15 protein-coding genes and 1 pseudogene are annotated in these 17,326 nt (G+C 71.4%); 4 read left to right on the top strand and 12 right to left on the bottom strand.

The features are described 5' to 3' along the window. Window positions 1-7: 7 nt before the first annotated feature. From ACGFX9_RS22755 to ACGFX9_RS22765, 3 genes are read right to left on the bottom strand one after another with little or no spacing between them, the layout of a single operon-like run. Entirely contained in the window at window positions 8-913 is a 906-nt protein-coding gene (locus ACGFX9_RS22755) for an ABC transporter ATP-binding protein (RefSeq protein WP_393474803.1), read from the bottom strand. Further along, window positions 910-1,965, bottom strand: a complete 1,056-nt coding sequence (locus tag ACGFX9_RS22760; RefSeq protein WP_393474806.1) for a FecCD family ABC transporter permease — start codon at window positions 1,963-1,965, stop codon at window positions 910-912. Before ACGFX9_RS22760 ends, ACGFX9_RS22755 begins: the two co-directional genes overlap by 4 nt. Beyond that, window positions 1,962-2,981, bottom strand: a complete 1,020-nt coding sequence (locus ACGFX9_RS22765; protein ID WP_393474808.1) for a FecCD family ABC transporter permease — start codon at window positions 2,979-2,981, stop codon at window positions 1,962-1,964. Before ACGFX9_RS22765 ends, ACGFX9_RS22760 begins: the two co-directional genes overlap by 4 nt. 223 nt (window positions 2,982-3,204) lie before the next feature. Between ACGFX9_RS22765 and ACGFX9_RS22770 the strand changes: the two genes are divergently transcribed. Continuing rightward, window positions 3,205-4,095, top strand: coding sequence for a (2Fe-2S)-binding protein (locus ACGFX9_RS22770; RefSeq protein WP_393475400.1), 891 nt, complete (start codon window positions 3,205-3,207; stop codon window positions 4,093-4,095). Between the two features lie 19 nt (window positions 4,096-4,114). Here ACGFX9_RS22770 and ACGFX9_RS22775 read toward each other — a convergent pair whose 3' ends face one another. Further along, window positions 4,115-4,846: a Clp protease N-terminal domain-containing protein gene (locus ACGFX9_RS22775; RefSeq protein ID WP_393474811.1), complete on the bottom strand. Its 732-nt coding sequence runs from the start codon at window positions 4,844-4,846 to the stop codon at window positions 4,115-4,117. A 59-nt stretch (window positions 4,847-4,905) separates the two neighbouring features. Further along, window positions 4,906-5,568, bottom strand: a complete 663-nt coding sequence (locus tag ACGFX9_RS22780) for an HD domain-containing protein (protein ID WP_393474814.1) — start codon at window positions 5,566-5,568, stop codon at window positions 4,906-4,908. Window positions 5,569-5,712: 144 nt separating this feature from the next. Here ACGFX9_RS22780 and ACGFX9_RS22785 point away from each other — a divergent pair. Further along, window positions 5,713-6,657: pseudogene (locus ACGFX9_RS22785) on the top strand (GlxA family transcriptional regulator); the annotation flags it as partial. A 39-nt stretch (window positions 6,658-6,696) separates the two neighbouring features. Here the strand turns inward: ACGFX9_RS22785 and ACGFX9_RS22790 are convergent. After that, a complete protein-coding gene (locus tag ACGFX9_RS22790; protein WP_393475402.1) occupies window positions 6,697-7,536 on the bottom strand; it encodes an AraC family transcriptional regulator in 840 nt (279 codons plus the stop codon). A gap of 55 nt (window positions 7,537-7,591) precedes the next feature. On the opposite strand from ACGFX9_RS22790, the gene ACGFX9_RS22795 reads away from it, so the two are divergent. After that, window positions 7,592-8,743, top strand: a complete 1,152-nt coding sequence (locus ACGFX9_RS22795; protein ID WP_393474817.1) for a MalY/PatB family protein — start codon at window positions 7,592-7,594, stop codon at window positions 8,741-8,743. A gap of 7 nt (window positions 8,744-8,750) precedes the next feature. Here ACGFX9_RS22795 and ACGFX9_RS22800 read toward each other — a convergent pair whose 3' ends face one another. The 4 genes from ACGFX9_RS22800 to ACGFX9_RS22815 form a co-directional block, all read right to left on the bottom strand. Next, window positions 8,751-9,644, bottom strand: a complete 894-nt coding sequence (locus ACGFX9_RS22800; RefSeq protein ID WP_393474820.1) for an aminoglycoside phosphotransferase family protein — start codon at window positions 9,642-9,644, stop codon at window positions 8,751-8,753. Between the two features lie 70 nt (window positions 9,645-9,714). After that, the gene (locus ACGFX9_RS22805; RefSeq protein ID WP_393474823.1) at window positions 9,715-10,953 is read right to left on the bottom strand and encodes an MFS transporter; all 1,239 of its coding nucleotides are present in this window, start codon (window positions 10,951-10,953) and stop codon (window positions 9,715-9,717) included. A gap of 154 nt (window positions 10,954-11,107) precedes the next feature. After that, window positions 11,108-11,590: a GNAT family N-acetyltransferase gene (locus ACGFX9_RS22810; protein ID WP_393474826.1), complete on the bottom strand. Its 483-nt coding sequence runs from the start codon at window positions 11,588-11,590 to the stop codon at window positions 11,108-11,110. Between the two features lie 88 nt (window positions 11,591-11,678). Beyond that, entirely contained in the window at window positions 11,679-14,093 is a 2,415-nt protein-coding gene (locus ACGFX9_RS22815; protein WP_393474829.1) for an ATP-binding cassette domain-containing protein, read from the bottom strand. Between the two features lie 225 nt (window positions 14,094-14,318). Between ACGFX9_RS22815 and ACGFX9_RS22820 the strand changes: the two genes are divergently transcribed. Further along, window positions 14,319-14,705 (top strand): PPOX class F420-dependent oxidoreductase, encoded by a 387-nt coding sequence (locus tag ACGFX9_RS22820; RefSeq protein ID WP_393474832.1) that lies wholly within the window; start codon window positions 14,319-14,321, stop codon window positions 14,703-14,705. A 12-nt stretch (window positions 14,706-14,717) separates the two neighbouring features. Here the strand turns inward: ACGFX9_RS22820 and ACGFX9_RS22825 are convergent, their stop codons facing one another. Continuing rightward, window positions 14,718-15,746, bottom strand: coding sequence for a tetratricopeptide repeat protein (locus tag ACGFX9_RS22825; protein ID WP_393474835.1), 1,029 nt, complete (start codon window positions 15,744-15,746; stop codon window positions 14,718-14,720). Window positions 15,747-15,925: 179 nt separating this feature from the next. Then, complete coding sequence (locus ACGFX9_RS22830) at window positions 15,926-17,074, bottom strand: hypothetical protein (RefSeq protein ID WP_393474838.1); 1,149 nt, start codon at window positions 17,072-17,074, stop codon at window positions 15,926-15,928. Window positions 17,075-17,326: the final 252 nt, after the last annotated feature.

The raw sequence follows: 17,326 nt of genomic DNA on the forward strand, positions 1-17,326 counted from the left end.
GGGGTGATCAGGCGGGGACGGCCGGATCACCCTTGGCGCGATCGCCCTTGGTGAGGCGAGCGGTTCTGCCCTTCGGTACGACCAGCGGGGTGCCGGTCTCCGGGTCGGGGATGACCCGGCAGTCGACGTCGAACACGTCCTTGACGAGTTCCGCCTCGAGTACGTCGGCGGGCCTCCCGGCCGCGGCCAGCCGCCCGTCCTTGAGGACGACCAGATGGTCCGCGTACCGGGCGGCCTGCCCGAGGTCGTGCAGCACCATCACCACGGTGCGACCCGCGTCGGCGTGCAGGTCGGCGACCAGATCGAGCACGTCGAGCTGGTGGCGCAGGTCCAGGAAGGTGGTCGGCTCGTCCAGGAGCAGCAACTCCGTGTCCTGGGCGAGCGCGAGGGCGATCCAGGCGCGCTGGCGCTGGCCGCCGGAGAGCCGGTCCACGCTGTGCTCGCGCAGCTCCAGCGTGCCGGTGCGCTCAAGGGCCTCGTCCACCGCCGCCTGGTCGGCCTTGGACCAGGGGCTGAGGAAGGTCTGGTGGGGGTAGCGGCCCAGGCGTACGAGTGCTTCGACGGTGATGGCTTCGGGCGTCACCGGCTGCTGCGGCAGGAGGCCCATCCGCCGGGCAAGGGCACGCGCCGACATCCGGTGGATGTCCGCGCCGTCCAGGGCGACACTGCCGCCGGCGGGCGCGATCAGCCGCGTCAGGCCGCGCAGCAGCGTGGACTTGCCGCAGGCGTTCGGGCCGACGATGGCGGTGACGGCGCCGCCGGGCAGCGTCACGTCCAGGCCCCCGACGACGACCTTGTCGCCGTACCGCAAGTCGAGCCCGTGTGTGGAGAGTTGGTTGAGGGGGGACTTGGGGGACGCCGGTGCGGACGTCTGCGCGCAGCTCGTGGGGCTCGTAGGGCTCGTAGGGCTCATGCGGAACTCCGGTTGACGGGACTGCTCTGTCGGATCATCAGCACAAGGAGCCAGGGCGCACCGAGCGTCGCGGTGACCACGCCGACCGGCAGGCCCGACACCGGGAGCAGGTGCTGCACCACCAGGTCGGACGCGAGCAGCAGCACCGCCCCGGCGAGACCGGTGAGCGCCAGCGTCCCCGGCGTCGGCGGACCGGCGACGAACCGCACCAGGTGCGGCACGGCGAGCGCCACGAACGCGACGGGTCCGGTCAGCGCGGCGGCGAGCGAGGCCAATATGACGGCGGTGAGCAGCAGTTGGAGCCGCGCGGCCGACGTGTTCAGGCCGAGACCACCCGCCGACTCGTCGCCCAGGTCCAGTACGGCGAGCCGCCGCTGCAACGCGAACGCGGCCACCAGCGCGAGCGCCACCGCGCCCCCGCCGGCCCCCACCTCGGCCCACGTCCGCCCGTACAGCGATCCGGTGGTCCACTGCAGGGCGGAGCCCGCGAGTTCGGCGGGGAAGCGTACGACCATGAGGTTCACCGCGGCGGCGAGTCCGGCCTGGACGGCGAGTCCGACCAGCACGAGCCGTGTGACGGTGAGCCCGGAGCGCCAGCCGAACACGCCGAGCAGCAGCGCGGCGAGGAGGCCGCCGCCAAGCGCGGCCATAGGGATGAGCGTCTGGGACGCCCCCGTGGCGAGCAGCACGACGGCCCCGAAGGAGGCCCCGCCCGTCACACCCATCACGTCCGGCGACGCCAGCGGGTTGCGGAACACCCGCTGCAACAGGGAGCCCGCGACCCCGAGACCGACCCCGGCGACGACGGCGGCGATCACCCGGGGCGCCCGGAAGTCCTGCACCACCAGCACATCCCCAGGGTCGCCGAGCCCGACAAGGCCGCGCAGCGCGACGGACGGGGACAGCGGCAGCTGCCCTGTCGTCAGGGCGAGCGTGACGAGTACGAAGAGAGCGACGACGCCGCAGCAGGCGAGCAGCGCGAGGCGACGCCGCTGCCGGGTCCGGGCCCCACCGGGTGCCGCCTCGATGTCACGTACGGCGAAGACGGTCATCGCGCCACCTTCCGGGCCAGGACCGCGAGGAGCGGCGCGCCGAGGAAGGCGCTGACGATGCCGACCTCCAGCTCGGAGGGGCGGATCACGACGCGGCCGAGGATGTCGGCGGTCAGAAGGAGGAGCGGTCCGGCGATCAGACAGCCCGGCACGAGCAGCCGGTGGTCGGAGCCGACCGCGAGCCGCACCAGGTGCGGGGCGGCGAGCCCGATGAACGCGACGGGCCCGGCGACCGCGACGGCCGAACCCGCGAGCAGGATGACGGCGATGCCGCCGATCACACGGATCCTGGTCACCGGAACGCCGAGCGCCTGCGCCGAATCGTCGCCCAGGGCAAGGGCGTTGAGCGCGGGCGAGACCGCGACCGCGAGGACAAGTCCGACGACGAGCGTGGGCAGGACCGGCCAGAGCACGTCGAGGGTGCGCCCTGACAGCGACCCCGCGAGCCAGAAGCGGGCCTCGTCCAGAGTGCGTTCGCTGGCCAGCATCACGGCCTGGGTCCAGGACAGCAGGACCATCTGCAGGACGACACCGCCGAGAGCGAGCCGCACCGGGTCGAGGTCGCCCGCGCGCCGGGCCATGGCCTGGGCGAACATCCCGGCCGCCGCGGCCCCGAAGAAGGCGAACCACAGATACTCGACGGGCCGCGTGAGATGCAGGGCGTAGATGGCGACGACGACCGCGAACCCGGCGCCCGCGTTGATGCCGAGGGTGGTCGGCGAGGCGAGCGGGTTGCGGGTGATGCCCTGCGCGACGGCTCCGGCCACGCCGAGTGCGGCGCCCACGGCGAGCGCGACGACGGTGCGCGGCAGGCGCAGCCCGGTCACCACGAGGGCGTCCCGTCCGTGAGCGTCACCGAAGAGGGCATCGGCCACCGTGGAGAGCGGCACGGGACGCGACCCCAGGGCCAGGCTCAGCGCGGCACAGAGCACCAACGCGCCTGTTCCGGCGAGGAGTAGAGGGATCCGCCGCGCGGAGAGGCTGCCCGGCGGGACGGCCCGATCGATCTTGGACACGGGGTGAGAGTTTAGGTTAGGTATACCTAAGGATGTCAACTTGCTGTGAGAACCGGATCCCTGGCGACGGCGGGCGCGTCGGCACACCCCTGTCGGGTGTGGCGGCGCGCCGCTCACGATGAGGCAAGTTGAAGCGAAATAAGGTAAGCCTTACTCAGTTCGTGGCGGATGGGACCGCCGCTGGACCGCCCATGGACCTGCCCTGCGAGGAGTACGAGTGCCGCTGACCGTGGCCCCGGACCTGGCGTCCACCGCCACCGCCCTGAGCCCCGCCGCCCTGCTCGCCGCGACCTACCAACGGCTCACGGCGCACTGCGGGACGCTCGACGTCACGGTCGCGCAAACCGGCTCGACGGCCGGTCAAGGGTGGCTCACCGGCACCGAACTGACGGAACATCAGGGCGCGCTCGACGCCTTCGTCGCGGCTGAGGCCGCACGCATCCGCTCCGGTCATGACCACACCCCGCGGCCGGACGTCGCCGCGTCCCGCGCGCTGCATGGCTACCTCTGGTCCGTCTCGCTGCTGATGAGCGGCGCCTGGTACCTGGAGCGGCGCGTGCCGCGGATCCGCCCCGAAGACGTACGCGTTCATCTGGAGACCGGCGCCTTCGAGATCGTCCCCGGCTCGTTGGCCTGCCTCTCCGACGACCCGGCGGCCGGTCTCCCGGGAACGCGCGTCCTCCCCGACGAGGCGTCGCTGCGCACCGAACTCCGAGCCGCGGTCGTCGCCCACATGCGACCACTGCTCGCCGCGATCGGGCCCCGACTGAGGCGCGGCCGGCGGGCGTTGTGGGGCATGGCCGGTGACGATCTCATCTCCGGGATCTGGTACCTGGGCCGCATGCTCGGCCAGGAGGACGAGGCACTGCGGGCGGTGGACGCCCTGCTCCCCGGCCCCGTCGCGCCCTTCCCCGGCGGCGCCGCCTTCCGCCATCTGACGACCCGCGACGGCGAACGCCACCCGACCCGCACCCGCCTCGGCTGCTGCCTCTACTACACGATCCGCGCCGCCGAGGCCTGCGGCACCTGCCCGCGCGTCTGCGACGCGGAACGGCTGCGCAGGCTGGAGGCGGACATCACCGCGGCCGATGCGCGGACGGAAGCCGGGCGGTGAAACGTCGACACCGATTCTGTCACTGCTGGTCGAGGGAGGCGCGGATCGCCTCCAGGGCCTCCGTGATGTTCGCTTCGACGGCCGCCTTGTCGATGCCGAGCCCGGCGAGCGTGCCCCTACCGCCCTCGGCCTCCAGGAGCGAGAGCAGGATGTGCTCGGTCCCGATGTAGTTGTGACCGAGCCGCAACGCCTCGCGGTAGGTGAGCTCCAGGACCTTCTTCGCCCCGGCGTCGTACGGGATGAGGTCGGGCACCTCGCCCACCGCGGGCGGCAGCGCTTCGGTGACGCGCTCACGGATCGCGTCGAGTGAACTTCCCTGCGCGAGGAGGGCTTTCGCGGCGAGCGCGTCCGGCTCGGTGAGGAGGGCGAGCGTCAGATGTGCGGGACCGATCTCGTCGTTGCCCGCGGCGCGGGCCTCCTCCTGTGAGGCCATGACCACGTTCTTCGCCCGGGGCGTGAACCGGCTGAAGCCCTGCCGGGGATCGAGGTCCGACATCTCGCCGGGGTCCTTGGCCACGAACCGCTTCTGGGCGGCCTGCCGGGTGACCCCCATGCTCTTGCCGATCTCCGTCCACGAGGCACCCGAGCGGCGTGCCTGGTCCACGAAGTGGCCGATCAGATGGTCCGCCACGTCGCCGAGGTGATCGGCGGCGATCACGGCGTCGGAGAGCTGGTCGAGAGCTTCGGGATGGGCTTTCTTGATGGCCTGGATGAGGTCGTCAAGGCGGATGGGATGTGTGGGTTGCGTCATGTGTCAACGGTAGGTTGACAGTCGAGAGAGTGTCAACCCCGGGTTGACACCAGGTTCGCCTACTCCTCCCAGGGGGAGTCCTGGATGACCGCGACGAAGTCACCGCGCGTGTAGCCAGGGACGAAGTGCTCCAAAACGTCGGCCTTCACGTTCCCGAAGGTGGTCTCCGGCTTGGGGGCGATGCCTTCGGTGAACGCCTCCAGGATGCGCCGCTTGAAGTCGGGGCGCGGGTGCAGAGCGGTGATCTCGGCGCGGTCCTCGGCGCTCAGATCGTCGTAGCCGATGCCCAGGACGTCGTACTCGACACCGGCGGTGACCAGGGCGACCTCCGGCTCCATGAACTCGGGGATGCCCGGCGTCGTGTGCAGCGCGATGGCGGTCCACACCCGGCGCACGCTGTCCTCGGGCACGCCGTGACCGCGCAGGAAGGCGCGGGCCTCCTCGGCGCCGTCCACCTCGAAGCGGCGGCCACTGTCCCGAAAGCGCTCGCCCAGGCCCAGGTCATGGAACATCGCGCCGATGTAGAGCAGTTCGGGATCGAAGTCCAGCCCGCGCCGGCCGCCCTGCAGGCTGCCGAACCAGAAGACGCGGCGGGAGTGGTGGTAGATCAGCTCGCTCGTCGTGTCCCGCACGAGTTCGGTGGCCGCGGCGGCCAGCTTGGTGTCCGGCACCGAGACTCCGGCGGCGAAGGATGCGTGGGTGAGCGAGGTGTGGGCGCTCATGGTGTGACTCCTGTCATCGGCGGGGCGGGGCGGGGCGGGGCAAGGCTGCTGAGAACCAGCCTGCTCGGTTGCGACCTCTGCTGCCATGTCCATGTGGACAGGTACCCCACACATCTGGACACGCCCTGCGGCTACCGTGGCCCTGTGCCCGAGCAACCGGACAAACCCCGCCCCCACGACGTCTGCGTCCTCGCCTTCGACGGAGTGCGCCTCCTCGACGTCGCGGCGCCCTTGGAGGTCTTCGCCACAGCGGCCCGCTACACCGGCGGCCGCTACACCGCGCGGGTCTGCACCCCCGACGGGCAGGACGTCAGGACCTCCACCGGGCTGCGCATCGCGGCGGATGTACCGGCAGCCGAAGTGGGCCGCGCGGACACCCTGGTCGTGCCCGGCCACGCCGAGTTCGTCACCTTCGCCGAACGGCCCGAACTCGTCGAGCTCGTGACCCAACTGGCAAGTGGGACAGGACGGTTGGCCTCCGTATGCACCGGGGCCTTCGCCCTCGCCGCGGCCGGTCTCCTGCGCGGCCGCAGGGCGACGACGCACTGGGAGTACGCGGCGAAGCTGGCCCGGCTGTACCCCGACACCACCGTCACGGCGGACGCCATCTACGTCCAGGACGGCTCCGTCTTCACCTCGGCCGGGGTCACCGCGGGCATCGACGTATGCCTGGCTCTGGTCGAGCAGGACCACGGGCCCGACCTCGCCCGCCGGGTCGCCCGGGATCTCGTGGTCTTCCTCCAGCGGCCCGGTGGCCAGTCCCAGTTCTCCGCCGCCTCGCGCACCCCGGCCACCGCGCACCCGGTGCTGCGCCCACTCCTCGACGCCGTCGCCGCCGACCCGGCGGCCGACCACCGGCTCGCGACCCTGGCCGGGCGGGCCGCCGTGAGCCCTCGGCATCTGTCCCGGCTCTTCACACAGCAGCTCGGCACCACACCCGCGGCGTACGTGGAGTCCCTCAGGCTGGAGGCCGCCCGCATGCTCCTCGAACGCGGCGCGAGTGTCACCGAAGCGGCCGAGCGCAGCGGCCTCGGCAGTGACGAGACGCTGCGCAGGGCCTTCGCCCGGCACCTGGGGACGTCGCCATCCTCGTACGCCGCACGCTTCCGTACGACACGGGCTCGACGGTCAGGGGCGTGCGCGCCAGGAACCGGGCGTGTGGCCGAACGCCCGGCGGAAGACGTCGATGAAGGCGCTGGTCGACGCCCAGCCGCAGCGGTGCGCGACGACCGTGACCGGGGTGTCCTCGGCCAGCAGGAGAAGGGCGTGGTGCAGGCGCAGTTGGGTGCGCCACTGCGGGAAGCTCATGCCGAGTTCGGCTCGGCAGAGCCTGGTCAGGGTGCGGTCGCTGACGCCGGTCGCGGCGCCGAGTCGCGCCAGGGTCCGGCCCTCTGCCGGGTTGTCGCGGAGGATGGCGCACACCGCGACCAGACGCGGATCGCGGGCCGCGGGGACGTGGACGGGCCGCTCGGTCGAGTGGCGCAGCTGGTCGAGCAGGACGGCTCGTAGCCTGCGGCGTTCGGCGGTGCGTCTCGTGGCGTGGTCCGCGGTGCGTCCGGCCGAGCGGTCGGTGGGCAGTTCGGTCTGCCGGGTGTACGCGATGATCAGCTCGCGCAGCAGCGGGGCGACCTCGATGACGGCGGGCCGGTCCAGACCCAGCGGATTGACCGCCACCGGCAGCCCGACCAGGTGGAGATCGGTGTCGCCGTGGGCGCGGTGCTCGTGGACCGTTCCGGCCGGGATCCAGAGCGCCCGGGTCGCGGGTGCGGCCCAGCTGCCCGCGTCGGTGGTGACCGCCAGGACGCCGCGCCCCCCGTACACGATCTGGTGCTCGTCGTGCCGGTGCGCGTCGACCTCCGTACCCGCACGGAGGGGGAGGAGCCCGGTGGTCGCGCGGGGAGCGTGGCGGATTTTCGACACAAGCAGGCACTTTATCGGAAGCGGGCGGGCCACGGCCGCGCCGATCATGGTCTTCGTACGGAGCTGCACAGCGCGGGAGTTCAGGAATTCGGAGTACGCCGCCATGGGCATGGAGCACCTCTCGATCGACCCCCTCACGGAGCTGAGGAGACGCCGGAGCGCGAAATGGCGGACGTTCCCCGAAGACGTCCTGCCGCTGCCCGTCGCGGAGATGGACTTCCCGCTGGCCGAGCCGGTGGCCAAGGTCCTGCGTGAGGCGATCGACCGCTCGGACACCGGATACGCGGCGCCCACCCCCGACCTCGCGGAGGCAGTACGCAACTACGCCTGGCGCAGCTGGCGTTGGGGCATCGGTGACGGCTGCATCCGCACGGTGGCCGACGTCGGAATCGGCATCGTCGAGGTCTTGCGCCGGATCGTCGGCGCGGGAGACCGCGTGGTGATCAGCCCGCCGGTCTACGAGCCGTTCTCCTGGTGGGTACGTGAGGTCGGCGCCCATGTCGTCGAGGCACCGCTGGCCGAAGGGCCCGGGGGATGGCGGCTGGACCTGGACGCCCTGGAGCGCGCCTTCTCCGCCGGAGCCACGGCGTACCTCCTCTGCAACCCGCACAACCCGATGGGCCTGGTGCACGGACGTGACGACCTCAAGGCGCTCGCCGACCTTGCCGACAAGTACGGCGTCCATGTCCTCTCCGACGAGATCCACGCCCCGCTCGTCCTGCCGGGCGCCGAGTTCGTGCCCTTCCTCTCGGTGTCGGACGAGGCGAGACGCCGGGGGTTCGCGTTCCTGTCCGCCAGCAAGGGGTGGAACCTGGCCGGGCTCAAGGCCGCCGCCGTCATCACCGCCGACCCGGCGCCGAAGCGCTACGTCGACCGGCTCCCGCCCCACTCGCTCTACCGCACCGGCCATTTGGGCGTCCTGGCCACGGTGGCCGCGTTCAACGACAGCGGCCCGTGGCTCGCCGACGTGATGGACACCCTCGACCACAACCGAAGGCTCCTGGACGACCTCCTGACGGAACTGCTCCCCGCCGTCCGCTACCGCATGCCCCAGGCCGGCTTCCTCGCCTGGCTGGACTTCCGCGCGCTCGGCTGGGGCGACGACCCGAGCGCACACATCCTCGACGCCGCACGCGTCGCCCTCAACGCGGGTCACCGCTACGGCACTTCGGGCAACGGATGGGCGAGGCTCAACTTCGGCTGCTCCCCGCAGACACTCACCGAGGCCATCACCCGCATCGCGGCGGCCAGTTGACGGAGCCTCAGCCTCCTGCCAGCAGACGGTCGAGCGTGGCCTGGCCCGCCGGCCCCCACGTGGGCTTCCCGCCGGGGAGGCCCCGGTCGCCGGCCCGCCCGATATGGATGAGGCCGAAGGCGCGGAGGACGGCCCAGCCGCGGGCGCGCCGGACCGTCGCCCCGTCCGCGTGGGCGTACACGTCGAAGAAGCGCGACGCGGCGCCCGCCGGAAGGAGCATCCAAGCTGCCGCGAGGTCGGTCGCCGGGTCGCCGACGCAGAGATCGCCGAAGTCGATCACGCCGGAGAGTGTCCCGCCGGAGACGACGACATTCGCGGGATGCAGGTCACCGTGGAGCCACAGGGGCGGGCCCTGCCAGGCGGGAGCCGCGAGGGCGTCCCGCCAGATCTCCCGTACGCCTTCGGGGATGCCGATGGCGGTGACAGCCCGGAAGTCCTCGTCGAAACCGTCCGCGAAGGTGCTGAGGGGAACCCCGCGCATCGGACTGGCCGGGGCGTCGGCGGGCGCGTTGGTGTGCAGCGCCCTGAGGAAGCCCGCCAGCGTGTCCGCCGCATGCTCGCCGCGGCTGACCACGGCCCGGTCGCCCGGTTCACCGGGGACCCAGGCCGCGATCGTCCACGGCATCGGGAAGCGCGCGGAGGGTTCACCGATCCGCAGCGGCGTCGGCACCGGCAGCGGGAGGCGTGGGGCCAGCAGCGGGAGCCAGCGATGCTCCTTGCGCAGCAGCTCCGGGGCGCGCTCCGTGCACGGCAGCCGGACCGCCAACTCATCGCCCAGACGCCAGAGTTGGTTGTCCCAGCCGGTGACCGTCCCGTGGAGATCGCCGTCCGCGAGATCCGGGTGCTGCTCATGCAGCAGGGAGCGCACCAGTGCCTCATCGATCTCGACGACGTCGCCCATGTGCGGAGAACCCGCCTCCTCGTGGTGCCGGTAGTGGGTCGGTGAATTGGGTGAATATACCCTCCGCGGCCTAGGCCCCCGCCGGTTCGGCCTCTGCCGCCGCGCCGCCCCGCGCACCCTCCGCCCAGCGCACCGCGGGCCCCATGGCGAGTCCCGCCAGGAGGAAGACGCCGCCGAGGAGCAGCCAGCCCGGCACGCCCCACACCACGAGGAGCGAGGTGAGCAGGAGCGGGCCGATGGTGCGGGCCACGGGAACTCCCGTACCGAAGAAGCCCTGGTACTGGCCGACTTGGTGCGCGGGCGCCAGGTCGAAGCTGATCTGCCAGGAGCCCGCGGACTGCTGCATCTCCGCGATGACCTGGAGGGCCGCCCCCGCCACCAGGACGGCCACCGTCACCCACACCGGCAGCCGGGCGGCGGAGAGAGCGAAGACCGCGCACGAGGCGAGCATGATGAGCCCGGAGCGCCGTACCGAGCGCGTTGCTGTACGCGGTCCGTCGACGTCACGTGCGATGCGTACCTGAAAGGCCATCACGGCAAGGGTGTTGAGGACGAAGAGGGCGGAGACCAGCCAGCTCGGCGCGTTCGTCCGGTCCACCACCCACAGCGGGATCGCCAGGCTCAGGAGCGGCATCCGCAGCAGCAGGACGGCGTTGAGCGCGGTGATGACGGCGTAGGGCCGGTCGCGGAGCACGGCCAGGCGGGGCTCACCCTTCGCACGGGCCAGGGTCCGCGGCACCGAGGGCAGCCGCAGCAGCACCAGCGCGCAGAGCAGGAAGCTGACCGCGTCGAGCACGAAGACGGCCAGGTACGCCCCGCGCGTGTCGTAGTGCAGGGCGAGCCCGCCGAGCGCCGCACCGACGGCGAGCCCTGCGTTGAGCGTCGACTGGAGGTGGGCGAGTACGCCCGTACGTGCCGCGGGTGTCACAAGACCGGCGAGCAGCGCCTGGCGTGCCGCGGCGAGCCCGCACTGGGCGACGGCGTACAGGCAGGCGGCGAGGAGGAACGGGACGAAGGAGCGGATGAAGAGAAAGGAGGCGACCGACGCGCTGGTGGCCAGGGCCAGCAGCACCGCCGTGCCGCGTGGTCCCTTCCGGTCGGCGAGCGCGCCCAGCGGTACGCCCGTCACGGAGCCGATGGCCCAGGCGACCGTGAGCGCGAGCCCGATCTGGGTGGGGGAGAGGCCGATGACGCGGGTGAAGTACAGGGCCGACGTCACGTAGTAGGCGCCGTCGCCCAGGGAGTTGCTCAACTGTGCGGCGGCGAGTACGCGGGGTGCTCCGCCCGGCGGCAGGATCTGAAGCGGCACAACGCTCCCAAGGTAGGCGGCCGTTGGGCCGTTTCTCTGCTGATGAGATGAGGCTAGTCAGCGAAGTGGTCCAGACTGTGGACCATTTACGGGCCATGAACTTGGGCCAATCCGCAGAAGGGCCGAGGCCACCCCACGGACGTGCTCGCCGGGGTCAGCCCGCCTGCCGCACCATGAAGACGTCGACCGGGCCCTCGTTCTCCACGCTGAACCCATGGCGCTCGTAAAGGCGTTGGGCCGCGCTGCCCCGCAGGACGTTCAGGCGGACGAGGTCGCCGCCGGCGTCGGTCCGGGCGAGCAGCGTACGCAGGACGGCCGAACCGAGGCCCCGGCCCTGGAGGGCCGGGGCGAGGTAGAAGTGTTCCAGCCACAGCCCGTCGTCGGCGGGCCGCAGGGCTACGCAGCCCGCGAAGGCGCCCTCGGCGACGATGACCGAGGTGTGCCGGGGCGAGAAGGCGTCCCGCAGTCGCCGGCGCACCCGGTGCTCGTCGTAGCGGCCGAGGCGCTCCAGGTCCGGGCGCATCACCGTCGCGCGCAGCTCGGCGATCGGCTCCACATCGGTGGGCTCCGCGGCCCGCAGCGTCCATTGCGGGGCCGGGACCTGCGCCCTCTGGGGCCGCTCTATTCGCGTACTCATGATCGAAGTATCCCGGGCCACCGGCGGTCACCCACGAGCGGTCGGCCACGGCAGACCTTCGCCGTGGCCGACCGCCTCCGGCAGTCGCTCAGCCGCCGACGTACGCCGCCAGATGCTCCCCGGTGAGGGTGGAACGCGCGGCGACCAGATCGGCCGGCGTGCCCTCGAAGACGACCTTGCCGCCGTCGTGCCCTGCCCCGGGCCCGAGGTCGATGATCCAGTCGGCGTGCGCCATCACCGCCTGGTGGTGCTCGACGACGATGACCGACTTGCCGGCGTCCACGAGCCGGTCGAGCAGGCCGAGCAACTGCTCGACGTCGGCGAGGTGGAGGCCCGTGGTCGGCTCGTCGAGTACGTAGACGAGCCGGTCGCCGCCCTTCTCGGACATGTGGGTGGCCAGCTTGAGCCGCTGCCGCTCGCCGCCGGACAGCGTGGTGAGCGGCTGGCCGAGACTGAGGTAGCCGAGCCCGACGTCGGCGAGCCGGCCGAGGATGCGGTGCGCGGCCGGCGTATGTGCCTCACCTGAGCCGAAGAACTCCTCGGCCTCGGTCACCGACATCGCGAGCACCTCGCTGATGTCCCGGCCGCCGAGGTGGTAGTCGAGGACCGACGGCTGGAACCGCTTGCCCTCGCAGTCCTCGCACGGGGTGGCCACCCCGGCCATCATCCCCAGGTCGGTGTAGATGACTCCCGCGCCGTTGCAGGCGGGGCAGGCGCCATCGGAGTTGGCGCTGAACAGAGCGGGCTTCACGCCGTTGACCTTCGCGAACGCCTTGCGGATCGGGTCGAGCAGACCGGTGTACGTCGCCGGGTTGCTGCGCCGCGAGCCCCGGATCGGGCTCTGGTCGACCGACACGACCTCTGCGTCGGGGGCCGCCGAGCCGTTGGCCAGCGAGCCGTGCACGAGCGAACTCTTGCCGGAGCCCGCGACTCCGGTGACGACGGTGAGCACCCCGAGGGGGATGTCGACGTCGACCTTGCGCAGGTTGTTCGCCGTGGCGCCGCGGATCTCCAGCGTGCCCTTGGGCGTACGAACCGTCTCCTTCAGGGAGGCCCGGTCGTCGAAATGCCGCCCGGTGATGGTGTCGCTGCCCCGCAGCCCGTCGACGGTGCCCTCGAAGCAGACCGTGCCGCCCGCCGTACCGGCGCCGGGGCCGAGGTCGACGACATGGTCGGCGATCACGATCGTCTCCGGCTTGTGCTCCACGACGAGCACGGTGTTGCCCTTGTCCCGCAGCCGCAGGAGCAGGTCGTTCATCCGCTGGATGTCGTGGGGGTGCAGACCGATGGTGGGCTCGTCGAAGACATAGGTGACGTCGGTGAGCGAGGAACCGAGGTGGCGGATCATCTTGACGCGCTGCGCCTCACCGCCCGAAAGGGTGCCGGCCGGGCGGTCGAGCGCGAGGTAGCCGAGGCCGATCTCCACGAAGGAGTCGAGAGTCCCCTGCAACGCGGTGAGCAGCGGCGCGAGCGACGGCTCCTTGAGGCCGCGGACCCATTCGGCCAGGTCCCTGATCTCCATCGCGCAGGCGTCGGCGATGGAGATCCGCTTGATCTTCGAGGACCGCGCCCCCTCGCTGAGCCGGGTGCCCTCGCACTCGGGGCAGGTGGTGAAGGTGACCGCGCGCTCCACGAATGCCCTGATGTGCGGCTGCATCGCCTCCTTGTCCTTGGACAGGAACGACTTCTGGATCTTGGGGATCAGCCCCTCGTAGGTGAGGTTGACGCCGTTGACCTTCACCTTGACCGGCTCGCCGTAGAGGAAGTCCTGCAGCTCCTTCTTCGTGTACTCGCGGATCGGCTTGTCCGGGTCGACGAAGCCCGACTGGGCGTAGACCTGCACGGTCCACTGGCTGTCCGACTTCCAGCCGGGGATGGTGAACGCGCCGTCGGTGAGCGACTTGGAGTCGTCGTAGAGCTGGGTGAGGTCGATGTCGGAGACCTTGCCCCGGCCCTCGCAGCGCGTACACATGCCGCCGGTGCGGTTGAAGGTCGCCTTCACCGTCTTCTTGTTGCCGCGCTCGACAGTGATCGCGCCGCTCGCCCGGACCGACGCCGTATTGAAGGAGTAGGCGCTCGGCGGGCCGATGTGCGGCGTACCGAGCCTGCTGAAGAGGATGCGCAGCATCGCGTTGGCGTCCGTGGCGGTGCCGACCGTGGAGCGCGGGTCGGCGCCCATCCGCTGCTGGTCGACGCTGATCGCGGTGGTCAGCCCTTCGAGTACGTCGACTTCCGGCCGCGCGAGGGTCGGCATGAAGCCCTGAACGAAGGCGCTGTACGTCTCGTTGATCAGCCGCTGTGACTCCGCGGCGATCGTGTCGAACACCAGGGAGCTCTTGCCCGAGCCGGAGACGCCGGTGAACACGGTGAGCTGGCGCTTGGGGATCTCGACGCTGACGTCCTTGAGGTTGTTCACGCGTGCGCCGTGCACCCGGATCAGATCATGGCTCGCGGCGGCACGCGGTGCGGACGACTGCGTGTCCGTTCTCTTGGCCTTGCTCATCGTGTCTCCATCTCTGGACGTCCCGCCATCGCGGTCATCGTCGGCGTCGCGTGGCTCGATCGGGACCATCTTCGGGCAGCGGGTCCGGTTCTACTGGCGTTCACGCTAGACGCGACGTGCAGGCTTGCGCTTCTCAATTCCTGATCGGTCCGGACAGCTGATCGCGAGTGCCGTCCGCGCCATAGGCTGTCCCCATCTCAGCCAACACGAGTCTGGATCGGCGACATGGACGACGTAGCGCGGGCGGGGCTCGGTGCCGGCAAATATCTGCTGGTCACCAGCTACCGCAAGAACGGCACCCCGGTGCCGAGCCCCGTCTGGGTCGTCGAGGACGGCGACGCGCTCGGCGTCTGGACGGCCGCGGACTCCTGGAAGGTCAAGCGGATCCGCAACCGCGCCGACGTCCTGATCGGCCCCTGCGACCTGCGCGGCAACCCGACGGGCGAGCAGATCCCCGCCACCGCCGAGATCTGCGACCCGGGGACCACGGCGCGCTACCGCACCCTCATCGCCCGCAAGTACGGGCTGATGGGCCGCCTCACCCTGCTCGGCAGCAAGCTCCGGCGCGGCACGAGCGGGACGGTGGGGATCCGCATCTCGGCGGCCGGATGAGCGCGCCCCGCGTCACGCCATGCTCAGCTCTGTGGCCAGCTCCTGGCGGAAGGCGACGACCGTCTCCCGCGCGCCCCGCAGCCCGATGCGTGCGAAGTCGCCTTCCAGCTCGGCCAGTTCGGCCAGCGTCTCGCCCCGGTCGCGGCCGAGCCGGGCCCGGGACTTGACCAGGCCGAGCCGGGAAAGCGCCACGCCACGCGGCTCCCGCATGGCGCTGAACTCCTCCAGGGCGATGGCGTACATCTCGCGCGCCGCGCCATAACGCCCGTCCCGGTAGAAGACGTTGCCGCGCATCTTGTGGTTGTACGCGAGCGCGCTTGCCAGATCCATGGCCCGGCAGATGGTCTCCGCCTCCGAGAGCAGTGTCAGCGCGCGCTCCGCCTCGCCCCTTAGCGAGAGGACGTCGGCGACCCCGCGCAGCGACCAGGCACGCCCCCGCGCGTCCTGTGCTTCGGCCGAGATGCGGACGCACTCCGTGAACAGTTCGAGGGCCTCGGCGTAGTCGCCGGTGTTCCGCCGCATCTGGGCGATGCCGGACATCGCCCACACCATGTGCCGCGCCTCGCCGTGCGCCCTGCCCTGTTCGAGCAGCTGCTCGTGCAGTGCGGCCACCGCCGCGTAGTCCCCCTGGATGCGCCCGGTCTCGGCGAGCCCGGCGAGCGCGTAGCCGTGCGCGAGCCGCTCCCCGCTGTCGGCGGCCAGCGCGACCCCCCAGGCCAGCAGCCGCCGGGCCAGCCGCAGCTCCCCGCACTGGCGGGCGAGCGTGCCGCCGCTCCACAGGGCCCAGGCCATGGCCCCCGCCTCCCCCGCGGCCCGTGCGCTGCGGTAGCTCTTGCGCCAGGCGGCGCGGGCGTCGTCCACCCGGCCGAGCCGCCGGTTGGCTTCGGCCAGGGCGAGCGCGGCGCGCGCCCTCTCCAGCGCGGTGTCCGCCTGGGAGAGGGCGCGGCCCGCCTCCGTCAGTACCTCCTCGTAGGAGGAGTTCACCCCGAGCGCCGAGCCAAGATCGCCCTGGTATTCGGGCGCGAATGCCTTGCCGTGCATAGATCCATGACCTCTCGATCAACTCCGTACGCCGGTCTCCGTACGTTGATCAAGAAGCTACGAGCGGGGCGGGGTGCGGCGAATCCCTCCGCGTATGGGTCATTCCGTACGACTCCAGAGCTACGCGTGTGGCCCTTGGTCATCATCGGGATGTACGGGGGAGTGGGGCCCCGCGGCCGTCAGCCGACGTCCTGCGCGGTGTCGGCCGTGTCATCAAAGACGGGCATGTCGTCGAAGACGGCAACGGCGTCCGCCGTGGCCGTGGCGGTGGCAGCGGCAGTGGCGGAACCGGCGGCAGCCGAGCCCGCCGTAGCCGCCTGCAGCGCCGTGATGCACGCGGTGATCGACTTCTGCAGCTCCTCGAGGCGCAGCAGCATGTCGTCCTCGTAGATGTCGTCGACCTCCGCGTCGTCGAAGGTCAGCTCCTCGAAGACCTTCGTCGCCTTCTGCAGGCTGCTGTAGAACTTCGCGCGGCGCTCCTGCACCCGCAGCCGCGGATCGCTCTGCACGGTCTGGGCGACCAGGTCCTTCACGGTGTCGTACGCCTCGCGGGCCCACTCGCCGGAGTCCTCGCCCTCGTCCAGCTCGTCGATGAGGGAGAGATGGCGCTCGGCCTCCTCCTTCAGCTCGGCGGGTGCGTCGATCAGCTGACCCGCGGGCGTCTTGACCTGCCCCTTGTCGACGATCTGGCGTACGTAGTCGACGCGGTCGCCCGCCTTCGCCTCGGCCGCGACCGCCTTCTTGAGGTCGTCGGCCCGGACGATGTCGCGCACGAGCTCGGTGCGCAGCGCCGGGTCCTCCCCGAGCCGGTCCATCAGGGCGCGCCGCGCGGCCTCGGCGGTCCCGGGGTCGGCGAGGATCGCGGCGCGCAGGGCGGTGGGGTTCTCGGCGACCTCCAGGGCCTTGGTGGGGCGGATGCCCTCGGCCTCGGCGGCCTCCGTGATCGCGTTGCCACGCGGGGTGAGGGCGCTGGAGCGCGACGCGTAGTACGTCAACCAGGCGTCGGAGTCCGGAAGTTCGATGTCCTCGCCAGGGGTGAGGGCCTCGAAGTGGGGCACGAGACCGTCGTCGGCTGCCTTGTCCCAGGCCTTGTAGTAGCGCATGACGCGCTCGGCCGAGCAGCCGGCGAGCTCACTGAACTCCTTCGCCGAGATCTTCGGCGTCTCGTCGGCGCCCTGCCCGCCGGGGCGCACACTGCGGGCGACCTTCAGCGCGAAGGCCCAGCCGCCGGTGCGCGCGTAGGCACCGAACTCGCGGGCGTCCCGGGCCACCGCCTCAGGCACGTCGGACGAGTCGGCGGCTTCAGAGGGCGCGATGGCAAGAGTCACGAAGGTTCTCCTGGATGGTGATGACAAGTATCTGCGTGCTGACCAGACACCTTATCTCTCCTATTGGGGTGGTATGAGGGCGAGTTGTTGCGAGCGGAACCAGTAGCCGGAGCCGCGGAGGCGAGGCCTCCGGCGACAGGCGTCCCGATGTGGGGTCTACACACTCTGGTCACTTCTCCTCCCCGAGGATGACCCAGCGTGTACGGCACTACAGCGGCCGTGGGCCGATAGTCCGACTCTGAGTCTGACTTC

Source organism: Streptomyces sp. NPDC048436, from assembly GCF_043200355.1.
Lineage (GTDB): Bacteria > Actinomycetota > Actinomycetes > Streptomycetales > Streptomycetaceae > Streptomyces.

Bases quoted from the DNA above. Each gene is read 5' to 3' on its own strand.
- ACGFX9_RS22755 (WP_393474803.1), bottom strand. From the start codon at position 913: ATGAGCCCTACGAGCCCTACGAGCCCCACGAGCTGCGCGCAGACGTCC.
- ACGFX9_RS22760 (WP_393474806.1), bottom strand. From the start codon at position 1,965: ATGACCGTCTTCGCCGTACGTGACATCGAGGCGGCACCCGGTGGGGCC.
- ACGFX9_RS22775 (WP_393474811.1), bottom strand. From the start codon at position 4,846: ATGACGCAACCCACACATCCCATCCGCCTTGACGACCTCATCCAGGCC.
- ACGFX9_RS22780 (WP_393474814.1), bottom strand. From the start codon at position 5,568: ATGAGCGCCCACACCTCGCTCACCCACGCATCCTTCGCCGCCGGAGTC.
- ACGFX9_RS22790 (WP_393475402.1), bottom strand. From the start codon at position 7,536: ATGATCGGCGCGGCCGTGGCCCGCCCGCTTCCGATAAAGTGCCTGCTT.
- ACGFX9_RS22795 (WP_393474817.1), top strand. From the start codon at position 7,592: ATGGGCATGGAGCACCTCTCGATCGACCCCCTCACGGAGCTGAGGAGA.
- ACGFX9_RS22800 (WP_393474820.1), bottom strand. From the start codon at position 9,644: ATGGGCGACGTCGTCGAGATCGATGAGGCACTGGTGCGCTCCCTGCTG.
- ACGFX9_RS22810 (WP_393474826.1), bottom strand. From the start codon at position 11,590: ATGAGTACGCGAATAGAGCGGCCCCAGAGGGCGCAGGTCCCGGCCCCG.
- ACGFX9_RS22815 (WP_393474829.1), bottom strand. From the start codon at position 14,093: ATGAGCAAGGCCAAGAGAACGGACACGCAGTCGTCCGCACCGCGTGCC.
- ACGFX9_RS22820 (WP_393474832.1), top strand. From the start codon at position 14,319: ATGGACGACGTAGCGCGGGCGGGGCTCGGTGCCGGCAAATATCTGCTG.
- ACGFX9_RS22825 (WP_393474835.1), bottom strand. From the start codon at position 15,746: ATGCACGGCAAGGCATTCGCGCCCGAATACCAGGGCGATCTTGGCTCG.